Here is a 24,455-nt window from a genome sequence, read left to right as displayed (position 1 = left end):
ACCAGATAATGGACAACGTTGTCCGGTCACTTCAAGTGGGATATAACTCTCCCACGCAATCTGGGCGCGGTTGATCAGGAAAGAATGAGTACAAGGCACATGGACATCTCGGAGATCTGGCCGCCGTTCGCACTTCATCTGCGATCAGGGGATATGGAGCTCTCCCCTGTCCGAGAAGCAGATATTCCCGAGCTCGCCCAAATCGCTCGAGGCGGCGTCAGAAGAGACGGAATCGAAGCATTCCTCGTCAATTGGGATTCAGGAACCGATGAACAGGTAGCGCGCAGCCTCGCACAGTATCACTGGTCGACACCGGCGAACTTCACCGTTGATGAATGGACGATCGAGTTCACGGTCAGGGTCGATGGGCGCGCCATCGGGGTACAAGGCGTCAATGCGCATCGGTATCCACTGACGAGAACAGTCTCAACAGGTTCGTGGTTGGCTCTGCCCGAACAGGGCCGCGGCTACGGCACCAGAATGCGGCGGATCATCGTCGAAACGTTCATCCGACATTTCGGTGCCACACGATTCGACTCCGCCTACTTCACCGACAATGATGCCAGCCGACGAGTATCGGAGAAGCTCGGCTACTCCCCCAATGGCCACCGCAGCACTGTCGGCCAGAACGACACAGTCCTCACCGAGCACCACATGGTTCTCAACGCAGAGAACTATGAGCCGGAAGACAGCGACCTGCACGTCACCGGCGACGCCCCATTCCGCAACTTCCTCTCAATTGCTACCTGGCGGGGGCGCAGCAACCCCGCGCCAGGTAGCAACACCCCCGCCAGGTAGCAATAACCGGTGAATACAGTGATGGCCCCGCCCAACCCAAAAGGATCGAACGAGGCCATCACCCCAAAAAATATTGCGGCAGTCACTTACTCTCCCACAACCACCAAGTTGCAGTACCATCAGCGCGAATGGGCTTAGCTACCGGGATCGGAACGGTTAACCGGGCGTTTCCCCACCACTATCACCACCGCAAAACCAACAAACCACCACACCCAAACAACGTTTGGGTGGTAGTGGTCCAAGAACCGCACAGCGAACGCGAACACCAAACATGCAACATGCCCACCCCATCAGGGCGAACAATCAAGCCATCACTAAAAACCTAGCCAGCGAGCAAAACACTTTCTCGCACACACCAACCCCATGAAAAGAGTTGATGAGTGATCGGTGTATTAGTACCAGTCAACTCCACACCTCACAGTGCTTCCATACCCGGCCTATCAACCCCATCATCTATAGGACACCTCCCCTGACTCAAGGTCAGTTGGAAATCTCATCTCGGAGCCGGCTTCCCGCTTAGATGCTTTCAGCGGTTATCCATCCCGAACGTAGCCAACCAGCCATGCTCCTGGCGGAACAACTGGCACACCAGAGGTTCGTCCGTCCCGGTCCTCTCGTACTAAGGACAGACCTCCACAAATTTCCTACGCACGCAGCGGATAGGGACCGAACTGTCTCACGACGTTCTAAACCCAGCTCGCGTACCGCTTTAATGGGCGAACAGCCCAACCCTTGGGACCGACTCCAGCCCCAGGATGCGACGAGCCGACATCGAGGTGCCAAACCATGCCGTCGATATGGACTCTTGGGCAAGATCAGCCTGTTATCCCCGAGGTACCTTTTATCCGTTGAGCGACCACGCTTCCACAAGCCATGGCCGGGTCACTAGTCCCAGCTTTCGCTCCTGCTCGACACGTCCGTCTCACAGTCAAGCTCCCTTGTGCACTTACACTCGACACCTGATTGCCAACCAGACTGAGGGAACCTTTGGGCGCCTCCGTTACTCTTTAGGAGGCAACCGCCCCAGTTAAACTACCCATCAGGCACTGTCCCTGAACCCGATCAGGGTCCGAAGTTAAGGAATCCACTATGGTCAGAGTGGTATTTCACCGATCGACTCCACCCTAACTAGCGTCGAGGCTTCCCAGTCTTCCACCTATCCTACACAAACCACACCGAATCCCAATACCAAACTATAGTGAAGGTCTCGGGGTCTTTCCGTCCTGCTGCGCGTAACGAGCATCTTTACTCGTAATGCAATTTCGCCGAGTTCGTGGTTGAGACAGCAGAGAAGTCGTTACGCCATTCGTGCAGGTCGGAACTTACCCGACAAGGAATTTCGCTACCTTAGGATGGTTATAGTTACCACCGCCGTTTACTGGGGCTTAAATTCTCCGCTTCACCCACAAAGTGGGTTAACAGGTCCTCTTAACCTTCCAGCACCGGGCAGGCGTCAGTCCGTATACATCGACTTACATCTTCGCACGGACCTGTGTTTTTAATAAACAGTCGCTTCTCTCTGGCCTCTGCGACCACCACCAGCACATCCCCACGCATGGTGGGTTCACCGGGATGGTCCCCCTTCTCCCGAAGTTACGGGGGCATTTTGCCGAGTTCCTTAACCACGATTCTCTCGATCACCTTAGTATTCTCTACTCGACCACCTGTGTCGGTTATAGGGTACGGGCAACACACACCCTCACGTCGATGCTTTTCTCGGCAGCAGAGGATCACCAGATCACCCCACCAACGTGGGGCGCCCATCAGCTCTCACACCAAATGTGGGGACGGATTTACCTACCCCCACGTGCTACAACCTTAGACCGTGACTACCATCGCACGGCCTGGCTACCTTTCTGCGTCACACCTCACGCTTACCGACTCCACACTCAGGTCCCCCACTCAAACCCAACCAGGTACCCGCAGGCACCACGGGGTCATCACAGGGTTAGTATCGTGTGTTTTGGTACTGTCGGTTGTGTGTCGGTACCAGAATATCAACTGGTTGTCCATCGACTACGCCTGTCGGCCTCGCCTTAGGTCCCGACTTACCCAGGGCGGATTAGCCTAGCCCTGGAACCCTTGGTCATCCGGTGGACGGGTTTCTCACCCGTCTTTCGCTACTCATGCCTGCATTCTCACTCGAATCGCTTCCACCACTCGTTCACACGATGACTTCACCAGCGACTCGACGCTCCCCTACCCAACACCACACCATTACGGTTGTTTGTGGTGCTGCCACAACTTCGGCGGTGTACTTAGCCCCGCTACATTATCGGCGCTCAATCACTTGACCAGTGAGCTATTACGCACTCTTTCAAGGGTGGCTGCTTCTAAGCCAACCTCCTGGTTGTCTTCGCAACTGAACATCCTTTCCCACTGAGCACACGCTTAGGGGCCTTAGTTGATGGTCTGGGCTGTTTCCCTCTCGACAATGAAGCTTATCCCCCACTGTCTCACTGCCACGCTGAACCTTGACTGGCATTCGGAGTTTAGTTGACGTCAGTAACCCGGTAGGGCCCATCAGCCATCCAGTAGCTCTACCTCCAGCAAGAACCACGCAACGCTGCACCTAAATGCATTTCGGGGAGAACCAGCTATCACAGAGTTTGATTGGCCTTTCACCCCTAACCACAGGTCATCCCCTCCATTTTCAACTGAAGTGGGTGCGGGCCTCCACGCGCTCTTACACACGCTTCACCCTGCCCATGGCTAGATCACTCCGCTTCGGGTCTAGGACACGCGACTAGGTACGCCCTATTCGGACTCGCTTTCGCTACGGCTACCCCACACGGGTTAACCTCGCCACGCACCGCTAACTCGCAGGCTCATTCTTCAAAAGGCACGCCATCACAGTCATCTAGATACTGCTCTGACGGATTGTAAGCACATGGTTTCAGGTACTCTTTCACTCCCCTCCCGGGGTACTTTTCACCATTCCCTCACGGTACTAAATCCGCTATCGGTCATCAGGAAGTATTTAGCCTTACCAGGTGGTCCTGGCAGATTCACACGAAATTCCACGAGTTCCGTGCTACTCGGGCAACGCACACACTGCAACTGGCTGACGTTTCGCCTACGGGACTCTCACCCACTCCGGTCCTGTTTCCCACCAGGTTCGACTACACCAACACTCGTCACAGACCGGCCATGCTGGACCGGACCATGTACACCCCACAACACCGTGTACGCAACACCAGCACGCTTGACACGCACACGGTTTAGGCTCATCCAGTTTCGCTCGCCACTACTCCCGGAATCATTGTTATTTTCTCTTCCTGCGGGTACTGAGATGTTTCACTTCCCCGCGTTCCCCCCACATGCCCTATATATTCAGACACGGGTCACCACCCTCACGAGTGGCGGGGTTTCCCCATTCGGACACCCTCGGATCAACGCCTGTTTATCGGCTCCCCGAGGCTTATCGCAGATTTCCACGTCCTTCATCGGCTCCTGATGCCAAGGCATCCACCATGCGCTCTTACACACTCACCCAACCCCACCGGGATCGGTTCATGTGCGCGAAAAATTGTTTCATTCACCTAACTAGATGATGACAAGAAAAATCACATTACATAAACAACACTTTCGTGTTATTTGATGCTCGCGTCCACTATACGATTCTCAAACCACTACCAAACACCCACCACCACCAGACAACACACAGCTGCCAGTCGGTACCGGGGTTGGTCCTGTTGGTTGAAACCACACCCAACCAATCGGTTGGGGTTTGTGATTCCAGGACCCAATAACGTGTTCGTTCTAGCCCATACAACAATCAACGTCGACACGGCAGTCACCGGACAACGCTGGAAGGTATGAGCAGAAGTTGTGATGTTCCACCCTTGAGCTCCCAACACCAACACGTGCGGTTGGTTCGTTGGGGTTCTTATGTGTGCTCCTTAGAAAGGAGGTGATCCAGCCGCACCTTCCGGTACGGCTACCTTGTTACGACTTAGTCCCAATCACCAGTCCCACCTTAGACGGCCCCCTCCACAAGGGTTGGGACACCGGCTTCGGGTGTTACCGACTTTCGTGACTTGACGGGCGGTGTGTACAAGGCCCGGGAACGTATTCACCGCAGCGTTGCTGATCTGCGATTACTAGCGACTCCGACTTCACGTAGTCGAATTGCAGACTACGATCCGAACTGAGACTGGCTTTAAGGGATTCGCTCACCCTCACGGGTTCGCCTCTCTCTGTACCAGCCATTGTAGCATGCGTGAAGCCCAAGACATAAAGGGCATGATGATTTGACGTCATCCCCACCTTCCTCCGAGTTGACCCCGGCAGTCTCCTATGAGTTCCCACCATCACGTGCTGGCAACATAGAACGAGGGTTGCGCTCGTTGCGGGACTTAACCCAACATCTCACGACACGAGCTGACGACAACCATGCACCACCTGTACACCAGCTCCAAAGAGAAGAACTGTTTCCAGAACGGTCCAGTGTATGTCAAGCCTTGGTAAGGTTCTTCGCGTTGCATCGAATTAATCCGCATGCTCCGCCGCTTGTGCGGGCCCCCGTCAATTCCTTTGAGTTTTAGCCTTGCGACCGTACTCCCCAGGCGGGGCACTTAATGCGTTAGCTACGGCGCGGAGAACGTGGAATGTCCCCCACACCTAGTGCCCAACGTTTACGGCATGGACTACCAGGGTATCTAATCCTGTTCGCTCCCCATGCTTTCGCTCCTCAGTGTCAGTTACAGCCCAGAGTCCCGCCTTCGCCACCGGTGTTCCTCCTGATATCTGCGCATTTCACCGCTACACCAGGAATTCCAGACTCCCCTACTGCACTCTAGTCAGCCCGTACCCACTGCACGCGCAACGTTAAGCGTTGCGTTTCCACAGCAGACGTGACCAACCACCTACGAGCTCTTTACGCCCAATAATTCCGGACAACGCTCGTACCCTACGTATTACCGCGGCTGCTGGCACGTAGTTAGCCGGTACTTCTTCTGCAGGTACCGTCACTTTCGCTTCTTCCCTGCTGAAAGCGGTTTACAACCCGAAGGCCGTCATCCCGCACGCTGCGTCGCTACATCAGGGTTTCCCCCATTGTGCAATATTCCCCACTGCTGCCTCCCGTAGGAGTCTGGGCCGTGTCTCAGTCCCAGTGTGGCCGGTCGCCCTCTCAGGCCGGCTACCCGTCGTCGCCTTGGTGGGCCATTACCCCACCAACAAGCTGATAGGCCGCGAGCCCATCCCTGATCGAAAAACTTTCCACCACCCAACATGCGTCAGGTGGTCGTATCCGGTATTAGACCCGGTTTCCCAGGCTTATCCCGAAATCAGGGGCAGGTTACTCACGTGTTACTCACCCGTTCGCCACTCATCCACCCGAAGCAAGCTTCGGGCTTCAGCGTTCGACTTGCATGTGTTAAGCACGCAGCCAGCGTTCGTCCTGAGCCAGGATCAAACTCTCCATAAAAAAATTATGTTACGAATGAATCCCGGCAAGACAGCCGATCGTCACGGGGTGACAGACCGGCTCATCAAAAAATATCCCGACCAAACACACTCACCCCACAAAACGGTTGGCGGTTCGGCGAAGAACCACCCACCAGGAGTGAAATACTGTTCGATCAGGTGATTGTCTTACCAGAAATAATAAATGTTCTGGCATCACAACTTGTTCAAACAAACACGCTATTGGATTCTCAAACCACAAACACACACCCATCACCACCACCCGAAAAACGAGCGTGTTCACTGGGGGTATCAGTTTCATTGTGTGCACTTCTCGTCTTGCGACTCGCTGTGCCAGCGGATGTCTACTCTACATGGTTGTTCTGATCCGTGCAACTCGAAGTTCACCTTCAATTTGCCCGCATCGTTCCCGATCAGAGCGACTGTTGCCGTTCCTTGCGGCCTGGCAACCTGGACAACAATACACACATCTGCCCCCGGCTGCAAAATCGCTCCGCCTGCACCCTCTCCCCCGTTCGTCAGAACCCCGAGATCTCGGGCGAGATCCTCATTAGAACCGCTTCGAGATCAGACCGCTCCGCTCCTTCCGGGGCAGCCCTGAGCCTGGTAGAAGTAGATTTCTCAGCGCAACGATCCGAGCCGAGCCGCGTAATCGCTCCCGTCAAACGCAGAGAGATCTACGCCACGGGTTCGGCGAGCTCAGGAGAATCGTTGCGGACGTTGCCCACCGCTTTGCCGACCTTGTGTCGCGTAACACTCGCGGGGTCGACTTGGCCGAGAGTCGCTGCCAGCAGATTCGGCACATCGTTCGTCAGCACTCCCGGATCGATCCAGTCACTGATCTGGTCGCGGCCGAGAAACACGGGCATGCGGTGGTGGACATCGCTGAGGTGTCCCGCCGATTCCATGGTCAGTATCGTCGTGGAGACCAGCCAGGTCTTGTCCGGCTGCTTCCAGAATTCGAAGAGACCGGCCATGAAGAGCGGGTCCTCGCCGGCGGCGGTCATCATCCACGGCTGCTTGCCGTCCTCTGTGTTCTCCCACTCGTAGTAGCCCGGGATCGGCAGGGCACAGCGACGACGCTTGATGGCCTGCCGGAACATCGGCTTCTCGAGCACGGTCTCCGAACGTGCATTGAATGCTTTGAACCCGATCTTCGGATCTTTCGCCCATGCCGGAACCAATCCCCAGGAGGCGGTTTCGAGACGGCGATGCAGCTGGCCATCCTCGTCGAGCCGCTCGACGACGATCGGCACGAACGACCCCGGGGGCACATTGAAGCGCGGCGCAAAGTCATAGGAGACGACGTCCAGCCGCAGCTCATCGGCGAGATCCGCCGGATCGAGAGACATATTGAGTCGGCCGCACATGCGCCCATCTTCTCACTTCACTACACTGTCGACAATGGCGGCAGAAGAGAATACAGTCCCGGGCTTCGACCCGATCGAAGAGTCCCGACGGCAATGGCTGGCCCATGGGTGGGATGACGCAGCCGACGGAATGACGACAGTGATCTCGGTGATGCGAATCCACCAGCTGTTCCTCGCCCGAGTCGACGCCGCCCTCAAACCCTTCGAACTGACCTTCTCGCGCTACGAGGTCCTCACCCTGCTGTCGTTCACCAGGGCCGGAACCCTGCCGATGTCGAAGATCTCCGCCCGCCTGCAGGTGCATGCGACTTCGACGACCAATTCAGTCGACCGCCTCGAAAAGGCCGGACTCGTCGCCAGACGCAGTCACCCCGATGATCGCCGCACGACGCTCATCGACCTCACCGACGCCGGTCGTTCGCTCGCCGCTCAGGCGACGACGGCCCTCAACGCCGAGGTCTTCTCCTCCCCCGATTTCGCCGAGATCGACCTCGATTCCCTGCTCCCCCACCTCGAAAAGCTGCGCTCGGGCCTCGAAGCCGGCAGCTGACCGAACCCGCTGATGGAACCGACGGTCGGGCCGCCTCGGCGATAAATTAGTTGGATGTCCAAGTAATATGGACGTATCGTGGTGTCGATCACCGAATACGCGTCCGATTCTTGGAGGAATCATGTCCCGCAGTACAGCCGCTGCCCTACCTTTCGGTCTCACCGACGAACAGCAGACCGTCGCCGGGATGGTGCGCGAGTTCGCCGATACCGAAGTCGCCCCGCATGCTCTCGAATGGGACGCTGAGCACTTCTTCCCCGTCGATGTCATCAGGAAGTCCGCCGAGCTCGGAATGGGCGGCATCTACGTCAGCGAAGAAGCCGGCGGAACCGGAATGGGCCGGATGGATGCGGCGCTCATCTTCGAGGCGATGTCGACCGGATGCCCCTCCGTCGCTGCCTATATCTCGATCCACAATATGGTCGCGTGGATGATCGACAAGTTCGGCAACGACGAGCAGAAGTCCAAGTACCTCGAGAAGCTCGTCTCCATGGAGCACCTCGGCAGCTACTGCCTGACCGAGCCCAATGCCGGCTCCGATGCGGCCGCCCTGCGCACCTCGGCCCGCGAGGACGGCGACCACTATGTGCTCAACGGAGTCAAACAGTTCATCTCCGGTGCCGGCACCACGGACACCTACCTCGTCATGGCTCGCACCGGCCAGGACGGAGCGCGCGGAATCTCCGCGTTCATCCTCGAAAAGGGCATGGAGGGACTGAGCTTCGGCCCCAATGAGCAGAAGATGGGCTGGCGGGCCCAGCCGACCCGACAGGTGATCATGGAGAACGTGCGTGTTCCCAAGGAGAACCTGCTCGGCGCCCCTGGCCAGGGTTTCAAGATCGCAATGTCCGGACTCGACGGCGGACGGCTCAACATCGGGGCCTGCTCGCTCGGCGGCGGGCAGGCCGCTCTGGAGAAGGCCATTTCCTATATGGGTGAGCGTCAGGCGTTCGGCACGGATCTCTCCGGTTTCCAGGCTCTGCGCTTCGAAGTCGCGCAGATGCAGGCCGATCTCGAAGGCGCCCGCTCCCTGCTGTGGCGGGCAGCAGGTGCCTACGACGCAGGCGATCCGAACACCTCTCTGCTCTCGGCCATGGCCAAGCTCAAGGCCACTGACACCGGCTTCGCGGTCGCAAACAAGGCACTCCAGTTGCACGGCGGCTACGGCTATCTGACAGAGTATGGAATTGAGAAGCTGGTGCGTGACCTGCGAGTCCACCAGATTCTGGAAGGCACCAACGAAATCATGCGCGTGATCATCTCGCGCAAGAGCACAGGAGTGGGCTGATATGACAGAACCTTCGACGAAGCAGGCGGATGACTCCGTCATCGCCTCGGTCACCAACGGGGTGGGCCGGATCGAACTCAACAAACCGAAACTGATCAATGCGCTCAGCCAGGACATGGTGGGTGCCATCGATGACGCTCTCAACGCGTGGCGTGACGATGACGCGGTCAAAATCGTCCTCGTCACCGGTCGCGGGGAACGCGGACTGTGCGCTGGCGGCGACATCAAGGCCGTGTACAACGACATCGTGGCCGGCAGCGACGAGAACGCGAAGTTCTGGAATCGCGAATACAAGATGAACCACGCGATCTCCGAGTTCCCCAAGCCCTACGTCGTCATCATGAACGGCATCACGATGGGCGGCGGAGTCGGCATCTCCGGCCACGGATCGCACCGCATCGTCACCGATTCCACGAAGGTCGGGATGCCGGAGACAGGAATCGGACTCTTCCCCGACGTCGGCGGCACGCACCTGCTGGCCAACAGTCCCGGAGAGTTCGGCACACACCTCGCACTGACCGGACAGCCCGTCGGAGCCGGCACCGCAATCAGTCTCGGGCTCGCCGACTACTTCGTCCCCGATGCGCAGATCCCCGACCTCATCGCCGACCTCACCGCCGGCCAGGACCTCGAATCCGTTCTCGGCAACTACGCCGGGGAGGCGCCTGCCGATGATCTCGCCGAGGCGGCCGACTGGATCAACGCCTGCTACGTCGGCGACGACGCCGAGGCCATCGTCGCGGCTCTCGCCGCGCACGAGAACCCCGACGCCCAGGCCACCGCGGAGCTCATCCGCACGAAGGCTCCGACCTCGGTGAAGGTGACCTTGGCCGCGATCCGCAATGCTGAGAAGATGACGCTGGCCGAGGTCCTCGAACAGGACTACCGCGTGGCCGTGGCCCTCACCGGGCTGCCGGACCTCAAGGAAGGCATCCGCGCGCAGGTCATCGACAAGGACCGCAACCCGCAGTGGAATCCCGCCTCGCTGGCCGAGGTCAGCGACGAGCAGGTCCACTCGATCCTCACTACCGACCAGGAAGACAAGGTGTTCTCATGAGCGAATTCGAAACCATCCTCACCGACGTCACCGACGGTGTCGCCACCATCACGATCAACCGGCCGAAGGCGCTCAATGCGCTGAATCTGCAGGTGCTCACCGACATCACCGATGCCGCGACCGCCTACGACGCCGATGATTCGGTCAAGGCGATCGTCATCACCGGCAGCGAGAAGGCCTTCGCCGCCGGCGCCGATATCAAGGAGATGTCGAGCCTCGACTTCTCGACCGCGTATAAGGCCGACTGGTTCGCCGGGTGGACCCGGCTGACCGATGTGCGCAAGCCGGTCATCACGGCTGTCGGCGGCTACGCCCTGGGCGGCGGCTGCGAACTGGCGATGATGGGCGACATCCTCATCGCGTCGACGAAGGCGAAGTTCGGACAGCCCGAGATCAACCTCGGTGTGCTCCCGGGCATGGGCGGATCCCAGCGCCTGACCCGCGCCGTCGGCAAGGCCAAGGCCATGGACATGTGCCTGACCGGCCGGATGATGGGCGCCGAGGAGGCCGAACGCTCCGGACTCGTCGCTCGCGTCGTCGAGCCTGAAGCACTGCTGGAGACGGCCAACGAGATCGCCCAGACGATCGCGAGCAAGTCCCGGATCGCCTCGGCGATGGTCAAGGAAGCGGTGAACACCGCATTCGAGACGACCCTCGAACAGGGCCTGCGCTACGAGCGTCGCCTCTTCCACTCCTCGCTGGCCACGAATGATCAGTCCGAGGGCATGGCCGCCTTTGTCGAGAAGCGGGACCCGAACTTCACGGATTCCTGAGTTCCGGCAGGGGCCGCTCGGGCCTCGAGCGAACGCGAGCACAGCGGCGCGGTCTTCATTGCGGAGGCCGCGCCGCTGTCGTGTCTGCTGCCGGAGATTCCGAGCCGAAGATCACGAGCGATAATGTGTTGTGTATCGCATTTAACAATCGTTCGGTTAGAGTGGGCGTATGCATGAATCTTCGCAAGGAGGCACCGTGACAACCTTCACCGATCTGCGCTCCCAACTCCGTCTGCCCGTCGTCGGCTCCCCCATGTTCATCGCCTCAGGGCCCGAACTGGTCAAGGCTCAGTGCCAGGCGGGAATCGTCGGATCGTTCCCCACTCTCAACGCCCGTCCGGCTTCGCAGCTGACCGACTGGCTCGATGAGATCTCCGAATCGAATGCCGCCCACACCGCGGCGAATCCGGAGCAGCCTGCCGCTCCGTACGCGGTCAACTTCATCGTCCACCGTTCGAACAATCGCCTCGAGGAGGACCTCGCCGAGGTGGTCCGCCACCAGGTGCCGATCGTGATCACCTCGCTCGGTGCCCGTGAAGAGGTCAACGAAGCCGTCCATTCCTACGGCGGCATCGTCCTCCACGACGTCATCAACAACCGCTTCGCTAACAAGGCCATCGAAAAGGGCGCCGACGGCGTCATCGCCGTGGCCGCCGGTGCCGGCGGGCATGCCGGGGCACAGTCTCCGTTCGCTCTGGTCCAGGAGATCCGCTCCTGGTTCGGCGGCCCCCTGCTGCTCTCGGGCGCCATCGCCCACGGCCGCTCGATCCTCGCGGCCCTGGCCGCCGGCGCCGATCTCGCCTACGTCGGCTCGGCCTTCCTGTCGACGCCCGAGGCGAATGTCGTCGAGGACTACCGGAAGATGGTCGTCGAGTCCGGCGCCGATGACGTCGTGTACTCGAACTACTTCACCGGGGTGAAGGGCAACTACCTGCGCGGATCCATCGAAGCCTCGGGCCTCGACCCGGACAATCTGCCGGAGTCGGATCCTTCGAAGATGAACTTCGCTTCCGACCCGAACTCGGATGCAAAAGCATGGCGTGACATCTGGGGCTCGGGCCAAGGCATCGGCGCGCTCGGACAGCAGCGGACGACCGCTGAGCTCGTCGAGACCTTCGCCGCTCAGTTCGATGAGGCGAAGCAGCAGCTGCTCGCACAGCTGCGCTGATCCGACCGAGCGCCTCAAAGACCACCTCAGCCCCAATTGCTACCTGACGGCGGTCCAGCAACCTCGCGCGAGGTTGCTGGGCCGCCGTCAGGTAGTAGTGAGGTTCTGTTCAGACGGTCGAGATGATTCCCCGTTCGGTCAGGCGGGAGGCCAGGCCGGCACCGTCGGGGGCATAGATCCACGGCACGCCTTGGCCGCGACCGTGACGCTTCGACCGTCCACCGGCCCACACGGCCTCACCGACGGTGAGCTGTCGGATCGCGACGGCGGCGACGTTCTTCGGGTGGTTCTCAACGAACTCCCCGTAGATCTCCTCGTCGTTCTGTCCGTCGTCGCCGATGAGCAGCCACTTCATCCACGGGAATTCCCTGGCCAGACGTTCCAGCGAATTGCGCTTGTGCTCCTTGCCCGACCGGAATACCCGGGTCGTCGTCGGCCCCCAGTCGGTGAGAAGCAGCGGACCCATCGGATAGAGATTGCGGGAGAGGAAGCGCTTGAGCGTCAGCGCCGAGTTCCACGCTCCCGTCGACAGGTAGACCATCGGAGTGTCCGGGCGCATGAATGTGATGCGGTCATAGAGCACGGCCATTCCCGCCACCGGGGACCGTGCGTGCTCGCTGAGCACGAAGGTGTTCCACGCGGCGAGGAAGGGTCTCGGCAACGACGTGACCATGACCGTATCGTCGATATCGGAGATGATGCCGAAGGTCGAATCCTCACCGATGATACGCACGGCAGCCGAATCGACGAGCGAACCGTCGGTCCACAGTTCGATCTCCGTCTCCCCCGGTTCGAAGTCTCCGGGGATCACGGTGTCGATGATGCCGCCGCGGTCGGCAGTGACCATATGCTCTTCGTCGTTGACCCGCACCCACGCCGTGTCATTGGGCAGAGGCACGCTGACGAAGGACTTCCACCCGCGGATGCTCGCGTGGACATCGGCGGCCGGCTGACCGTTCGGGGTGAGCACCAGTCGCCCGAGCACCCGCACCCAGCCGGTTCCGCCATAGGTGTCATAGGCGATGACGGTGCGCTGGTAGGCGTGGTCGGTGGCCCGATTCTGGATCCAGCCGTTGAACCGGTCCTCCACCCGCGCAGCGGTGTGGAGCATATCCGGTGTGAGGTTGAGCGGTCCCTCGTCGGGTTTCTTCTTCCCCACGATCAGATGAAGCCGATCTTGTCATAGACCTCGCGCAGGGTCGCCTCGGCGATAGTGCTGGCCTTCTCCGCCCCGCGGTCGAGGATCGTCTGCAGCTGAGCCCGGTCCTCGAGGAGTTCCACCGTGCGCTCCCGCACGGGTGTCAGTGTCTCCACGGCCACCTCGGCGAGGTCGACCTTGAGGTGACCGTACATCTTCCCTTCGTACTCGGCGACGATATCGTCGACCGAGCGCGAGGTCAGGGAGGAATAGATCGTCAGCAGGTTCGATACTCCCGGCTTGTTTTCCTGGTCGAAGGCGATCTCGGTTCCGTCGTCGGTCACGGCGGACTTGATCTTCTTCGTCAGGGCCTTCGCGTCATCGAGGATGTCGATACGTCCCTGCGGGCTGGGCTGGGACTTCGACATCTTCGCGCCAGGATTCTGCAGATCGTAGATCTTCGCGGTCGCTTTGAGGATCTGCGCCTCGGGAACGGTGAATGTCTTGCCGAACCGGTAGTTGAAGCGTTCGGCGAGGTTGCGGGTCAGCTCGAGGTGCTGGCGCTGGTCCTCGCCGACGGGAACGAGCTGCGGGTTGTACAGGAGGATGTCGGCGGCCATCAGCGCCGGGTAGGTGAGCAGTCCCAGGGACACATGCTCCTGCTTCGCGGACTTGTCCTTGAACTGGGTCATCCGGCTCGCCTCACCCATCGAGGTGGTGCATTCGAGAACCCAGGACAGCTGCGGATGGGCAGGCACCTGGGACTGGACGAAGATCGTCGACTTCTCCGGGTCGAGTCCGGCGGCAATGAACTGCGCGGCCGTGCGCAGGGTACGTTCCCGCAATTCGGCCGGGTCCTGCTCGACGGTGATCGCGTGCATGTTCGCGATGAAGTAGAAAGCATCGTGCGACTCCTGGTGAGTCACGAACTGCTGCAGGGCTCCGATGTAGTTGCCGAGATGAAGGGAATCGGAGGTGGCTTGGATACCTGAGACAGTGCGTGGCTGTGAAGAGTTCGTCATAGTCCTATGATGCCATCTCCCCTGTCGGCTCTGTTCAGGCGTCCGGTCTGGTGGCGGGGATCACGCTCGGCTGCGGACCAGCGGTATAGTTCGTACCAGATCACATGATTCGCCAAGGCGTCTCCCAGTTCTCGAACATCTGTCGAGCAGCGGCCAGCGAGGGTCTGATCATGCTGAGAACTCAACAATCCCGACGCGTCATCTCCTACGGATCTGATGCGTCATCTCTCAAGGAGGAGGACTATGTCGGTCGAATACATCAAGACCGAGGACGACCTTCCGCCGGTCGCCGTGGTCGAGAGGCCACGCTGGACACCGGCGAAGATCGTGCTGTGGGTGGTCATCGCCCTCATCGCCGGCGCGGGCTGGTCGATGATCGCGTTCGTGCGCGGTGAAGAGCTGTCCGCCAGCTGGTTCGTCGCTGCAGCCGTCGGCAGTTACCTCATCGGCTTCCGCTTCTACGCGAAGCTCATCGAATGGAAGATCTGCCGCCCGAATCCGAAGCGCGCCACCCCGGCAGAGCTCAACGACAACGGCCGCGACTTCGCGCCGACCGATCGCCGAGTCCTGTTCGGCCACCACTTCGCCGCGATCTCCGGCGCCGGCCCGCTCGTGGGACCGATCCTCGCCGCCCAGATGGGCTACCTGCCCGGAACCCTGTGGATCGTCTTCGGCGTCATCCTCGCCGGCGGTGTCCAGGACTATATGGTCCTGTTCTTCTCCATGCGCCGCAACGGCCGCTCGCTGGGACAGATGACCCGCGATGAGCTCGGCCGCACGGGCGGAATCATCGCCTCCATCGGCATCATCCTCATCATGGTCATCCTCATCGCGGTCCTCGGCGTCGTCATCATCAACGCACTCGCCGAAAGCCCCTGGGGCGTCTTCTCCATCGCGATGACCATTCCGATCGCCGTGTTCATGGGCATCTATATGCGCTACCTGCGTCCCGGCAAGGTCGTCGAGACCTCGGTCATCGGCATCGTGCTGCTCGTCATCGCGATCGTCGCCGGCGGCTGGGTCCACAACTCGCCGTTCTGGTCCGAGGTCTTCCACCTCGACAAGGTGACTCTGGCCTGGTGCCTGATGATCTACGGCTTCCTCGCCGCCGTGCTGCCGGTGTGGGTGCTGCTGGCCCCGCGCGACTACCTGTCGACGTTCATGAAGATCGGCACCATCGTGCTGCTGGCCGTAGGCATCCTCATCGTCAACCCGACCGTGCAGATGCCCGCACTGACCGAGTTCGCATTCAACACGGCTGGTCCGGCATTCGCAGGTGCCCTGTTCCCGTTCCTGTTCATCACCATCGCCTGCGGAGCGTTGTCGGGCTTCCACGCCCTCATCTCCTCGGGAACGACTCCGAAGCTCATCGAGAAGGAGACGCAGGCTCGCCTCATCGGCTACGGCGGAATGCTCATGGAGTCCTTCGTCGCGATCATGGCGCTCGTCGCCGCGATCTGCCTCGACAAGGGTCTCTACTTCGCGATGAATGCCGCCGAACCGCTCACCGGCGGAACGGTGCAGGGTGCCTCGGACTTCATCAACAACTCCTTGGGCATGTCCGGAGTGGAGACGAGTCCTGAAGTGCTCGATCAGGCGGCCAAGGACGTCGGTGAGGAGAGCATCGTCTCCCGCACCGGCGGTGCCCCGACTCTGGCGATGGGAATGGCGCATATCCTCCACAACGTCTTCGGCGGACCGGCCTGGATGTCGTTCTGGTACCACTTCGCCGTGATGTTCGAGGCCCTGTTCATCCTCACCACGATCGATGCGGGCACCCGCGTGGCCCGCTTCATGCTCTCGGATGCGCTCGGCAACTTCTCCAAGAAGTTCCGGGATCCCTCGTGGACTCCGGGTGCCTGGCTGACGACCGCGGTCATGGTCGCCGCCTGGGGATCGATCCTGCTCATGGGTGTCACCGACCCCCTCGGCGGCATCAATACGCTGTTCCCGCTCTTCGGCATCTCGAACCAGCTGTTGGCCGCAATCGCCCTGGCCGTCATCTTCGCCATCGTGTGCAAGATGGGCCTGGCCAAGTGGGCGTGGATCCCGGGCATTCCCCTCGTCTGGGATCTGCTGGTCACGATGGTCGCCTCGTGGCAGAAGATCTTCTCCTCCGACCCGAAGCTCGGGTACTGGGCTCAGCACTTCGCCTACAAGGACGCGCTGGCCGCCGGAGAGACCTCGATGGGCAACACCGAAGGAGTTGCGGCAATGAGCGCCGTCGTTCGCAACACCTTCGTCCAGGGCACCCTGTCGATCGTCTTCGCACTCCTTGTCGCGATGGTCGTCGTCATGGCAGTCTGGAAGTCCATCGAGGCCATTAAGAAGGGGTCCCTGCCGACGACGGAGGAACCTTTCGTCGAGACGAAGAAATTCGCTCCGGCCGGTCTCATCGCGCGCAAGCCCGAGCGCGAGCTGCAGGCACAGTGGGACGACCACGAGGCAGGAAGGCAGAAGGAATGAGCACTGCACATCCGCTCAGCCGCATCGCCAATGATCCGTGGGGATCGCTGCGACGAGGCGTCGCCTGGCTGCACTGGTACCTCAAGGAGATCATGGGCGAGAACGCCTATATCCACTACCTCGAATCCTACGAGCGCCGCCACGGCACTCGTGAGGGTGCGATGGAGGAGAAGGCGTTCTGGCGTGACCTCACCGATGAGCAGGACCGCAATCCCAAGGCACGCTGCTGCTGAGATTCGCGATCGCCGCAGTCTCTGAACGGTGAGCAGTCGGCGAAGAGCCCGGGGCTTGAGGACATTTCGTCCTGAGCCCCGGGCTCTTTGTGCGTCCCGGCTATTTAAGTGTCGCGGCCCGCCGATCGCGCCTGAGCGGAACTGCCGCGGCGGCACAGGGTTGCCGCTCCTGCGCGGGACTGCCGCGGTGGCCCCGTCAGTGAACAGATCTCGGGGAGCCGCCTCGGCGAGGTCTGCCTGCAGGCGGACGGATATGGCGGGGTCAGGACTGGACGGAGGGGAGGTCGTAGTCGATGACCAGCGGAGCGTGGTCCGACCAGCGTTCGGCCCAGCTGTCGGCCTTGTCCACGGTGGCCTTGACCGCGGCCTCGGCCAGGGCCGGGGTGGCCATCTGGTAGTCGATGCGCCATCCCGTGTCATTGTCGAAGGCCTGTCCGCGCATCGACCACCAGGTGTAGGGGCCGTCGACGTCGCCGCTGAGCCGGCGGTGGACGTCGACATACCCGATCTCACCGAAGAACCTGTCGAAATAGGCGCGCTCCTCCGGCAGGAATCCCGACTTCTTCCGGTTGGCCTTCCAGTTCTTCAGGTCACGCTCGGTGTGGCAGACGTTGAGGTCGCCGGTGATGAGGACGTGGTCGGCGGTCTGCGCCAGCTGCGGCATCCGTTCGATCATGCGGTCGAGGAATCGGTACTTGTCGTCCTGCTTGGGAGTGTCGGCCTCGCCGGAGTGGACGTAGGCGGACACGAGGGTCAGCAGCGATCCGTCGCCGAGGCGGTAGTCCGTCTCCACCCATCGTCCGGCCCGGTCGAAGTAGCCGTCGTCGCCGAGTCCCTCACGCACCGCCTCGGGTTCGGTGCGGGCCATCACGGCGACGCCGGCGCGGCCCTTGGCCTCCGCGTCGTGGCTGATCGTGGTGTAGCCCGTGTCGGCAAGGACACCGTGCGCGATATCGTTGGCGGCGCGCACCTCCTGGAGAGTGATGAAGTCCGGTTTCGCGGCATCGACCCAGGTGGGCATCCCCTTTCGCCATGCTGCGCGGACTCCGTTGACGTTGACTGAAGCAATCCGAATCATGTGATCTATGATGACATGGAGCGCACTATTCTTCCGGGACAGGGCGTTATAGAGTGAGGGTAAGAACGAACACATCAGGAGGCGCAATGGCCGTTGACGAAACTATTGATACCGAGCAGCTGAGCATCAGTCCGCTCGATGAGGTCGACGCCCGCGAGATGCGCGAATTCCTGCTCGACGCCCAGGCGAAATTCTGGGGAGACCGCGATCTCAGCGGTGACCACGACGCCTACTGGTTCCGTCAGTTCGTCACCTCGGGACTCGTTGCCCGCTACCGCTCGGAGATCGTCGGCTACCTGCTCGGGGTCATTCCACACGAAGGACCCGCCTACATCCACCTGGTCGCAGCACGCTCGGATTTCCGTCACCAGGGCATCGGCCGTCACCTCTACCAGCACTTCATCGACCGGTCCCGTCAGCTCGGAGTCGCCTCGGTGCAGGCGACGACGATGCCGGAGTCGTCAGGTGCGATCTCCTTCCACTCCTCCATGGGCTTCAGCGGCGAGCTCATCGAGGACTACGCCGGTGCGGGCAATCCGCGCGTCTTCTTCGAGCTCAAGCTCGCCGAGGACTGACCCACCAACAACCTCCCAGAACTACCTGACGGCGGCCCAGCAACCTCGCGCGAGGTTGCTGGGCCGCCGTCAGGTAGTAATAGGGGTTAGGTGGCGGAGCGTTGGGCGGTGTCGACGACGTTCTTGAGCAGCAGAGCTCGAGTCATCGGACCGACGCCTCCCGGGTTCGGGGAGACCCAGGACGCCACCTCGGCGACCGCGGGATCGACGTCTCCGACGATCTTCGACTTCCCCGTCTCCGGGTCAGTCTCACGCGAGACGCCGACGTCGAGGACGATCGCTCCCGGCTTGACTGCCTCGGCCTTCACGATTCGAGCCGCACCGGCGGCCGCGACGATGACATCGGCCTGAGCCAGCAGCTCATCGAGGTTGCGGGTGCCGGTGTGTGTCAGGGTCACGGTCGCATTGTGCTCACGCCGCGTCAGCAGCGCACCGATGGACCGGCCCACGGTGACCCCGCGACCGATGACCACGACATGCTTGCCGGCCAGTTCGATGCCGTTGCGGGTGATCAGTTCGATGACTCCGCGCGGAGTGCACGGCAACGGAGTGGTGATCTCCGAATTGACGTTGAGTACGAGTCGTCCGAGATTCGTCGGATGCAGACCATCGGCGTCCTTGGCCGGATCGATGGCCTCGAGGATCGTGTCGGTGTCGATGTGGTCCGGCAGCGGAAGCTGCACGATGTATCCGGTGCACGCGTCATCGTTGTTGAGCTCGTCGATGACGGCCAGCAGCTCGTCCTGGCTCACCGACTCCGGAAGGTCACGGCGGATCGACTGGATCCCGACCTCGGCGCAGTCACGGTGCTTGCCCGCGACGTACCACTTCGATCCGGGGTCCTCCCCCACCAGGACGGTGCCGAGGCCCGGGACGATTCCGGACTCCGCCAGGGTCGCCACGGCCTCGGTGAGTTCGGCCTTGATCTGCTTCGCACAGGCTCTGCCGTCGAGGATCTGTGCACTCATCAATACTGCTCCAGGCCCTCGTAGAGAGGGAATTCGTCGCTGAGCTTCTTCACGCGAGCAGCGAGTGCCTCCACATCGGCACCCGGCTTGAGCGCCTCGGCGATGACGTCGGCGACGACGGTGAACTCCTCGTCGCCGAATCCGCGGGTGGCCAGGGCCGGGGTGCCGATGCGCAGCCCGGAGGTGACCATCGGCGGGCGCGGGTCGAAGGGCACGGCATTGCGGTTGACGGTGATGCCGACCGAGTGCAGAAGGTCCTCTGCCTGCTGTCCGTCGAGGGCGGAGTTTCGCAGATCGACGAGCACGAGGTGGACATCGGTGCCGCCGGTGAGCACGGTGGCTCCGGCCTCGGCGACATCGGAGGCCAGGAGGCGTTCGGCCAGGATCTGAGCGCCGCGCACGGTGCGTTCCTGACGTTCCCTGAACTCGGCAGCCGCCGCGAGCTTGAAGGCCACGGCCTTCGCTGCGATGACATGCATGAGCGGTCCGCCCTGCTGGCCGGGGAAGACAGCGGAGTTGAGCTTCTTCGCGTATTCCTCCTTGCCGAGGATGAAGCCGGAACGGGGTCCGCCGATGGTCTTGTGCACCGTCGAGGACACGACATCGGCGAAGGGCACGGGGTTCGGGTGCAGGCCGGCGGCCACGAGTCCGGCGAAGTGCGCCATATCGACCCACAGCTTCGCACCGACTTCGTCGGCGATATCGCGGAAGGCCTGGAAGTCCAGCTGACGGGGGTAGGCCGACCAGCCGGCGACGATGACCTCGGGGCGGTGTTCGAGGGCCTTCTCGCGCACCTTGTCCATATCGATGCGGTAGGTGTCGGGGTCGACCTCATAGGAGGCGACATCGTAGAGGCGACCGGAGAAGTTGATCTTCATGCCGTGGGTGAGGTGACCGCCGTGGGCCAGGGACAGACCGAGCATCTTGTCACCCTGACGAGCCAGGGCGTGCATGACTGCGGCGTTGGCCGAGGCGCCGGAATGAGGCTGGACGTTCGCGTATTCGGCGCCGAAGAGGCTCTTGGCACGGTCGATGGCGAGGTTCTCTGCCACGTCGACGTGTTCGCAGCCGCCGTAGTAGCGCTTACCGGGATAGCCCTCGGCGTACTTGTTCGTCAGCACCGACCCCTGTGCTTCCAGCACGGCGCGGGGGACGAAATTCTCCGAGGCGATCATCTCGAGTGTCGAACGCTGGCGGCCCAGCTCGAGGTCGAGGACTTCGGCAATCTGCGGGTCGATGTCGGCAAGCGAAGCCTGCATCGAGTTTTCGGTCATGAGTACTCTCCTGTGGCATCCGATGATGGGAGCGAGGCAGCGCGCAAGGTGCGGCCGTCACCCGGCACCATGCTAACAGCGACACCGCCTGGTTCCGGGGCCGCGACCGCCATCCGGATGGCGACTCGGAGTGGGCGTTGAGCGCAGCCACCGATTAGGATCGGGACCATGAGCTGCGAATGGATCTTAAGAGTCACCTGCCCCGATTCGACCGGCATCGTCCATGCCGTGACCGGGGTGCTCGCTGGGCTCGGCGGCAACATCACCGAATCGCAGCAGTTCTCCTCCCCCGATTCCCGCCAGTTCTTCCTGCGCGTCCAGTTCTCGACGTCCTCCGAGACCTCGGCCCGGACCGTGGAAGACGCCCTCGCCGAGGTGGCTCCCCGGTTCGCGATGACCGTGAGACTGCAGCCGGTGGAGAAGAAGACTCGCACACTCATCATGGTGTCCAAGGCCGCCCACTGCCTCAACACTCTGCTGTTCAGGCATTCGGCCGGTCAGCTGCCCATCGACATCGTCGGCATCGCCGGCAACCATGACGATCTGCGACCGCTCGCCGAATTCCACGGCCACGACTTCCACCATATTCCGATCACCCGGGACACGAAGGCCGAAGCCGAGGCGAGGCTCTCCGCCCTCGTCGACGACCTCGATGTCGAACTCATCGTCTTGGCCCGGTACATGCAGATCCTCTCCCCCGAACTCTGCGACCGCCTCGAAGGTCGAGTCATCAACATCCACCATTCGTTCCTGCCGAGCTTCAAGGGCGCGAAGCCCTACCACCAGGCGCATGCCCGAGGTGTGAAGATCATCGGGGCGACCGCCCACTATGTCACCAGTGACCTCGACGAGGGTCCGATCATCGAACAGGATGTGGCCCGCGTCGATCACAATCAGGCGATCGCCGATTTCGTCCGCCACGGTCAGGACGTCGAGGCGGCCGTGCTCGCCCGGGCCGTTGCCTGGCACGCGGAGGGCCGTGTCCTCATGGACGGCCACCGCACGGTCGTCTTCGACTGACCCGTCACCTCCCCGAGGCGGCGGAACCGGTACCGGACCGCCTCGGTGAGAGGATCGACCGTTTCGGACCACTTCGCCGAGGTGATCCGTCGTTCGGTGGGCCGCCTCGGTGATGGTCGGGGTGCGCAACGTCGTGTGATGCGGTTCTGGCACATCTTCCGAATTTCCGTATCAATGGCCCGAAGGCTGGGTTAGCCTCGAACCATGAGAGAGACCCACCTCACTCCAGAAGCCGAACTCCGTCGTCTGCCGATCCCCCGCGGTCCGGTGAACCTGGCCCGCCAAGCCGTGCTGCGATTGGCGAATGTCGGACTCACCGCCGCCTATGGCGCCTACCGAGCTCACCCGGCGATCTGGCGATTCACCGCACGCCATTACAACCCGAGACTCGAACCGTTCGCGAAGCTCAATGCGTGGATGATCTGCCAGCAGGCCTCCCTCGATGTGCCCGCATACCAGGACTACCTGGCGCGCTCCGGTTTCGAATTCCGGTGGTGGGACCTCGAGGCCTACACACCGACGTCGAAGGACGAGTTCGTCCGCCGCTACAGCGAGGAACATCGCTGCTGGGACGGTCGCATCGACCGCGTCGGCACCGTCGTCGACGAGTCCTCGGGTTCCTCGGGCACCCCGTTCAACTGGATGCGGTCGAAGAAGGAGCTCGACACCGTCCATAAGAACGTCGCCGGCTACGTCACGATGCTCTTCGACCACAAAGACCTGTTCTGCATCAACGCCTTCTCGATGGGGGCCTGGGCGACGGGAACGAATACGGGACTGGCCATGGCCAAAGTGGCAATGGTGAAGAACACGGGTCCGGACCTCGAGAAGATCCTCGACACGATGCAGCACTTCGGACAGAACCACACCTACCTCATCAGCGCCTATCCTCCGTTCCTCAAACATCTCGTCGACCGGATGGACTCCGAACCCGAGAAATGGGCCGACTTCCGGCTCAATGGGTTCGTCGGCGGGGAGGCGATGACGGAGGGTCTGCGCGACTACCTCGAGGTGCGTTTCGACCGGGTGTACTCCGGGTACGGCGCCAGCGACCTGACGATCGGGATGGCCGGCGAATCCGACCTCTCGGTCGTCATCCGCCGGGCGCTGGCCCACGATCTCGACTTCCGTGCCGATGTCCTCGGTGTCGACGAGTCGCGTGTGCCGATGGTCTTCCAGTACAACCCCCTGGAGACCTACCTGGAGACCACCGACGACGGTGAGCTGGTCGCCACGATCAACTCGGCTGCGGTGATGAGTCCGCGGCTGCGCTACAACATCGGCGACGAGGCCACGCTCATCGACTTCCCCACCATGGTCGCGCTCACACGCCGCCATCCGGCTCTGGCTCGGGCATGCTCGGCGGCATTCGCGGGCAATGGGATGAAGCTGCCGTTCGTGGTGCTGTTCGGGCGCGCGGATTCGACGATCTCGTATATGGGTGCCAACATCTATCCCCTCGACATCGAGAACGGACTCTACAGAGACAATCCCCAAGCCCACCTCATCGAGTCCTTCCGCATCGAACTGCGCGAGATCGCCGGCCATGAACAGCGCCCCGCCCTGCACATCCAACTGCGGGAAGAGGCCCCGACCATGGACGCAGCCGCACGGCAGAAGCTGGCCGGGACGATCCGTGCCGGGGTGCTCGGGCACCTGGCGTCGGTGTCGAGGGACTTCAAGCAGAGCTTGGACGAGGACCCGTCGACCGCGGAGATCCACGTCGAGATCCACGACCACGCCACCGGGCCGTTCGAAACTGCGACCACGAAGATCAAGAACGTCTATGTTCAGAGAACACAGGAGGGTGACGATGCGATCGAATGATTTCTCCCAGGCTCCGCCCCAGGCTCGAGCCAAAGCGTTCTTCCTCGGAGCGAACCGCTACCGCAATCCGCTGGCGATGGTGGGCCAGCTGCGGCGGTGGCCGCGAGTGGCCAAGGGGCTGAAGGCCGCACCCGGGTATCTGTGGCACCGCAGCTACTTCGAGTTCCCCGACCGGATCGGGCTGATGGTCGCCTTCGCCACCCGTGACGACCTGCTGGCATATGCGCGCACCCCCGAGCATCGGGAGATCATGAAGTGGCTCGTTGGCAGCGGCAAGGACTCCCCGGCCCGAGGCGGCTTCATCAGGATCCTCACGGCCGAGGAATGGGGATACACGAATGGCGAGTTCCGCGCCGAGGACGGCCGATTGGGCATGATCGACGAATTCACGAAGCTCAGTTCCGAATGAGACCGCGGCGG

18 protein-coding genes and 3 rRNA genes are annotated in these 24,455 nt (G+C 61.5%); 12 read left to right on the top strand and 9 right to left on the bottom strand.

Annotation, left to right across the window (positions count from 1 at the left end; translation table 11 throughout):
* Window positions 1–84: 84 nt before the first annotated feature.
* A complete protein-coding gene (locus tag GUY30_RS05455) occupies window positions 85–798 on the top strand; it encodes a GNAT family N-acetyltransferase (RefSeq protein WP_228281711.1) in 714 nt (237 codons plus the stop codon).
* Window positions 799–871: 73 nt separating this feature from the next.
* Here the strand turns inward: GUY30_RS05455 and rrf are convergent.
* From rrf to GUY30_RS05435, 4 genes are all read right to left on the bottom strand, one after another.
* A 5S ribosomal RNA gene (gene rrf, locus GUY30_RS05450) occupies window positions 872–990 on the bottom strand.
* A 180-nt stretch (window positions 991–1,170) separates the two neighbouring features.
* Window positions 1,171–4,293: ribosomal RNA gene (locus GUY30_RS05445) — 23S ribosomal RNA — on the bottom strand.
* A 411-nt stretch (window positions 4,294–4,704) separates the two neighbouring features.
* A 16S ribosomal RNA gene (locus GUY30_RS05440) occupies window positions 4,705–6,229 on the bottom strand.
* The 16S, 23S and 5S rRNA genes sit together here, the layout of an rRNA operon.
* A 676-nt stretch (window positions 6,230–6,905) precedes the next feature.
* On the bottom strand, window positions 6,906–7,580 hold the full coding sequence (locus GUY30_RS05435; protein ID WP_407645301.1) for an SOS response-associated peptidase: 675 nt from the start codon (window positions 7,578–7,580) through the stop codon (window positions 6,906–6,908).
* A gap of 52 nt (window positions 7,581–7,632) precedes the next feature.
* Between GUY30_RS05435 and GUY30_RS05430 the strand changes: the two genes are divergently transcribed.
* The 5 genes from GUY30_RS05430 (at window position 7,633) to GUY30_RS05410 (ending at window position 12,434) form a co-directional block, all read left to right on the top strand.
* Complete coding sequence (locus tag GUY30_RS05430) at window positions 7,633–8,148, top strand: MarR family winged helix-turn-helix transcriptional regulator (RefSeq protein ID WP_167194741.1); 516 nt, start codon at window positions 7,633–7,635, stop codon at window positions 8,146–8,148.
* A 121-nt stretch (window positions 8,149–8,269) separates the two neighbouring features.
* Window positions 8,270–9,436, top strand: coding sequence for an acyl-CoA dehydrogenase family protein (locus GUY30_RS05425; protein WP_167194738.1), 1,167 nt, complete (start codon window positions 8,270–8,272; stop codon window positions 9,434–9,436).
* 1 nt (window position 9,437) lies between these two features.
* Entirely contained in the window at window positions 9,438–10,493 is a 1,056-nt protein-coding gene (locus tag GUY30_RS05420; protein WP_167194735.1) for an enoyl-CoA hydratase/isomerase family protein, read from the top strand.
* Window positions 10,490–11,266: an enoyl-CoA hydratase gene (locus GUY30_RS05415; protein ID WP_167194732.1), complete on the top strand. Its 777-nt coding sequence runs from the start codon at window positions 10,490–10,492 to the stop codon at window positions 11,264–11,266. The genes GUY30_RS05420 and GUY30_RS05415 overlap by 4 nt, the downstream gene beginning before the upstream one ends.
* 196 nt (window positions 11,267–11,462) lie before the next feature.
* Window positions 11,463–12,434 (top strand): NAD(P)H-dependent flavin oxidoreductase, encoded by a 972-nt coding sequence (locus tag GUY30_RS05410; protein ID WP_228281706.1) that lies wholly within the window; start codon window positions 11,463–11,465, stop codon window positions 12,432–12,434.
* 109 nt (window positions 12,435–12,543) lie between these two features.
* On the opposite strand, the gene GUY30_RS05405 is transcribed toward GUY30_RS05410, so the two are convergent.
* Together GUY30_RS05405 and trpS are read right to left on the bottom strand one after the other, a co-directional pair.
* On the bottom strand, window positions 12,544–13,593 hold the full coding sequence (locus tag GUY30_RS05405; protein ID WP_167194726.1) for an App1 family protein phosphatidate phosphatase: 1,050 nt from the start codon (window positions 13,591–13,593) through the stop codon (window positions 12,544–12,546).
* Between the two features lie 2 nt (window positions 13,594–13,595).
* Window positions 13,596–14,594 (bottom strand): tryptophan--tRNA ligase, encoded by a 999-nt coding sequence (trpS, locus tag GUY30_RS05400; protein ID WP_167194723.1) that lies wholly within the window; start codon window positions 14,592–14,594, stop codon window positions 13,596–13,598.
* A gap of 243 nt (window positions 14,595–14,837) precedes the next feature.
* On the opposite strand from trpS, the gene GUY30_RS05395 reads away from it, so the two are divergent.
* On the top strand, window positions 14,838–17,060 hold the full coding sequence (locus tag GUY30_RS05395) for a carbon starvation CstA family protein (protein WP_167194720.1): 2,223 nt from the start codon (window positions 14,838–14,840) through the stop codon (window positions 17,058–17,060).
* Window positions 17,057–17,293 carry a CstA-like transporter-associated (seleno)protein gene (locus GUY30_RS05390; RefSeq protein ID WP_062244404.1) on the top strand — a complete coding sequence of 79 codons (237 nt, stop codon included), beginning with the start codon at window positions 17,057–17,059 and terminating at the stop codon, window positions 17,291–17,293. The genes GUY30_RS05395 and GUY30_RS05390 overlap by 4 nt, the downstream gene beginning before the upstream one ends.
* A gap of 262 nt (window positions 17,294–17,555) precedes the next feature.
* Here GUY30_RS05390 and GUY30_RS05385 read toward each other — a convergent pair whose 3' ends face one another.
* Window positions 17,556–18,371 carry an exodeoxyribonuclease III gene (locus tag GUY30_RS05385; RefSeq protein ID WP_167194717.1) on the bottom strand — a complete coding sequence of 272 codons (816 nt, stop codon included), beginning with the start codon at window positions 18,369–18,371 and terminating at the stop codon, window positions 17,556–17,558.
* Between the two features lie 86 nt (window positions 18,372–18,457).
* Here GUY30_RS05385 and GUY30_RS05380 point away from each other — a divergent pair, with 86 nt between their 5' ends.
* Window positions 18,458–18,946 carry a GNAT family N-acetyltransferase gene (locus GUY30_RS05380; RefSeq protein ID WP_167194714.1) on the top strand — a complete coding sequence of 163 codons (489 nt, stop codon included), beginning with the start codon at window positions 18,458–18,460 and terminating at the stop codon, window positions 18,944–18,946.
* A gap of 86 nt (window positions 18,947–19,032) precedes the next feature.
* Here GUY30_RS05380 and GUY30_RS05375 read toward each other — a convergent pair whose 3' ends face one another.
* Together GUY30_RS05375 and glyA are read right to left on the bottom strand one after the other, a co-directional pair.
* Entirely contained in the window at window positions 19,033–19,914 is an 882-nt protein-coding gene (locus GUY30_RS05375; RefSeq protein WP_167194711.1) for a bifunctional methylenetetrahydrofolate dehydrogenase/methenyltetrahydrofolate cyclohydrolase, read from the bottom strand.
* Window positions 19,914–21,188, bottom strand: coding sequence for a serine hydroxymethyltransferase (glyA, locus tag GUY30_RS05370; RefSeq protein WP_167194708.1), 1,275 nt, complete (start codon window positions 21,186–21,188; stop codon window positions 19,914–19,916). Before glyA ends, GUY30_RS05375 begins: the two co-directional genes overlap by 1 nt.
* A 168-nt stretch (window positions 21,189–21,356) precedes the next feature.
* On the opposite strand from glyA, the gene purU reads away from it, so the two are divergent.
* From purU to GUY30_RS05355, 3 genes are all read left to right on the top strand, one after another.
* Window positions 21,357–22,208 carry a formyltetrahydrofolate deformylase gene (purU, locus tag GUY30_RS05365; protein ID WP_167194705.1) on the top strand — a complete coding sequence of 284 codons (852 nt, stop codon included), beginning with the start codon at window positions 21,357–21,359 and terminating at the stop codon, window positions 22,206–22,208.
* A 204-nt stretch (window positions 22,209–22,412) separates the two neighbouring features.
* Window positions 22,413–24,035 (top strand): phenylacetate--CoA ligase family protein, encoded by a 1,623-nt coding sequence (locus GUY30_RS05360; protein ID WP_167194703.1) that lies wholly within the window; start codon window positions 22,413–22,415, stop codon window positions 24,033–24,035.
* Entirely contained in the window at window positions 24,022–24,444 is a 423-nt protein-coding gene (locus GUY30_RS05355; protein ID WP_167194700.1) for a hypothetical protein, read from the top strand. Before GUY30_RS05360 ends, GUY30_RS05355 begins: the two co-directional genes overlap by 14 nt.
* The last annotated feature ends 11 nt before the right edge of the window (window positions 24,445–24,455 follow it).

It is taken from the genome of Brevibacterium pigmentatum (assembly GCF_011617465.1).
Classification (GTDB): Bacteria; Actinomycetota; Actinomycetes; order Actinomycetales; family Brevibacteriaceae; genus Brevibacterium; species Brevibacterium pigmentatum.
This window is presented reverse-complemented; position numbering and strand designations above follow the sequence as displayed.